The organism is Vibrio sp. 10N.222.46.A1 (genome assembly GCF_041473595.1).
GTDB classification, from domain to species: Bacteria; Pseudomonadota; Gammaproteobacteria; order Enterobacterales; family Vibrionaceae; genus Vibrio; species Vibrio tasmaniensis_A.
In genome coordinates this window covers 1-1729 of record NZ_JBFRSN010001439.1, presented here as the reverse complement: position 1 = coordinate 1729, position 1729 = coordinate 1, and the positions used below count along the sequence as shown (strand labels likewise).

The 1729-nt window shown below is 41.6% G+C and carries 2 protein-coding genes and 1 pseudogene; all 3 read right to left on the bottom strand.

From position 1 onward, the window contains the following. Positions 1-748 (bottom strand): type VI secretion system baseplate subunit TssF (locus AB4496_RS27190; protein ID WP_372133055.1); only part of this gene is annotated, 748 nt, incomplete at its 3' end. Next, positions 741-1163 carry a type VI secretion system baseplate subunit TssE gene (tssE, locus tag AB4496_RS27185; protein ID WP_009846604.1) on the bottom strand — a complete coding sequence of 141 codons (423 nt, stop codon included), beginning with the start codon at positions 1161-1163 and terminating at the stop codon, positions 741-743. The genes tssE and AB4496_RS27190, both read right to left, overlap by 8 nt. Next, positions 1160-1729: pseudogene (locus AB4496_RS27180) on the bottom strand (hypothetical protein); the annotation flags it as partial. The gene tssE and the pseudogene AB4496_RS27180, both read right to left, overlap by 4 nt.

The window sequence follows — 1729 nt, the reverse complement described above, 5'->3', positions numbered from 1 at the left end:
GTTGATAACCGGTGAATTGATTTCCGTGTTCAGGCAAGAACTTAAACTCGAGATCACTAATTCGATTTTTTAGTTGAAGGTTATCAACGGTCGAGTGTTGGGCACACTCGGAATCGGAAATGGAAATCGACAAGGTATTGTTGAGAAGCAAATCGACGAGAGAGTCAGCATTATTTTCGAAGCCTTTGACGAAGAAATCGAGATCACCTAATTCTAAATGGCTGAAATAAACATCCGGATCACCAGTACTCAGAGATATCTGAACAACCGCGGAGCTTTGGTTAGCTGTTGAAGGTCTGTTGAAACTAAACGGCGCACTCAATGCTCTGGCATTGCTTAAATTAAATGGTGCTATATTGAGTTCGTCAACGGTCTTAAATAGGCACTCGTTTTTCGTGTTTGTACTTGAAAAAAGTGAGCCTTTAGGCAAGCTGCTTGATTCAATAGGACCGTCTTCAGTATGAAGTTCAAGATAAGCAACACTAGGAACAGTTTGAATATAAGAAGGGTAGAGAACACTCAAAATACCTTCGATAACTTCAGGCAACTGTTCAGATAGTTTCTTTTCGACCTTTGCGTTCAATAGTGCTACACCGTCGAGTAAGCGAGCCATGCTAGGGTCTTCGATCTTACCTTGATGGATATTGAGGTTTTCGGCATGAGTAGGGTATTCCTGACCGAACTGACCTAACGAACGGCGCACAAAGGCCAGTTCTTGCTCGAAGTAACGCATAATGGGTTCAGTCATAGCTATCTTCTTCTATAGATGTAGTTAAATCGCTTAGTGCGATTCTTGAATCAAAGATTAGGTCTCGTTCACCATTATTGGTCTTCACTTTAGCTATGATGTTGAACGATAGTGAATTGTCACCTTCTTTACGCTGCTCGAGCTCAACAGATATGTCGTGTAATCGTGGCTCGAAGCTTTTTATCCAAGCCTCGATACGTAAAGTGATCTGAGTGTTTTCTAAAGTTGCACTGAGCAAATGAACATCTTCGATACCAAATTTAAAGTTCGAGCGGTTTACTTCAACGAGCCTATTATCAATTTCTGTTAATGAAGCCTCTGCCTCTAAGAGCTTGGTTAGGTGGAACTTAATATCTTCAATCTCGGCGTCCTGATAGGGCTTTGCATCGCTGATAAAGGTTTTCCAAAAACTCATGATGCTACCTCGTTTAGATCGGTAGTCAGCACAACCTCGCCACTAAAGTAATCAAATTGGTATTGAGGAACGATACGCAGAGTGCAGGCAAAACTGCCAGCTTGAGAATGAGATTCCCTGACACTAACTTTGGCAAAGCTCAATGGATATTTGGACAAGGTTTCTTCATTTGCAAATGAGACATTGCTGGAAAATTTTTCGATCCAGTTTGTTAAAAATAGCTCACATTCGTTGGCACTGTTGAAACTGCCGACCATCTCACGCACTTGCACTTTTAGATAATGGGCAATTCTGCAAGACATTAGCGTAGTCTGAATCTGAGTTAACACTTTGTCATTATCGTTCTGTCCACACTGCCAAATAGAGTTATTGCCATTGAAGTAAAACTTATCGGTTAAAGGGCTTTTGGTTAATGGAATAAAGCCACTTTGCGCGTAAAAATTAGACAGTTGCCCGAATAAGCTAACATCCGCTACTGGCTTTTGCAGGTGGCTGTCAAAATAGTGGCTCGCAGGGAGGTTAATAACAGAGCCTTGCAGCTTGTCATTCCAGCGAGACTTCAGAAA

Excerpts from the sequence above, each read along its gene's own strand:
- tssE (WP_009846604.1), bottom strand. The coding sequence starts at position 1,163 with ATGAGTTTTTGGAAAACCTTTATCAGCGATGCAAAGCCCTATCAGGAC.